This is a genomic window from Vibrio sp. S12_S33 (genome assembly GCF_963889785.1).
Lineage (GTDB): Bacteria > Pseudomonadota > Gammaproteobacteria > Enterobacterales > Vibrionaceae > Vibrio > Vibrio aestuarianus.
Window position 1 is genome coordinate 1 of record NZ_CAWPQZ010000443.1, and the last position, 237, is coordinate 237.

The window sequence follows — 237 nt, forward strand, 5'->3', positions numbered from 1 at the left end:
TCACCGTATCACCCACTTCCACACCCGTTGGAATACTTACCACCGTTTCAACGCCGTCATTGTTCTCTGCCACGCTCACGCTGCCGTCCGCTGCATCCGCGATAGTAAGCGTTGGCGCCGCAGTTGGTGCGGTGGCGTCAAAATCAAACGTCACTGGCGCACTCTCACCACTGCTGTTGCCAGCGGCATCCGTAATGCTGCTGGTGATGCTGTAATTACCTTCCGCTGTCAAGCTTG

The 237-nt window shown here is 56.5% G+C and carries 1 protein-coding gene; it reads right to left on the minus strand.

The features are described 5' to 3' along the window. On the minus strand, positions 1 to 237 hold a 237-nt coding region (locus AACW06_RS20680; protein ID WP_192076427.1), incomplete at both ends, for a hypothetical protein.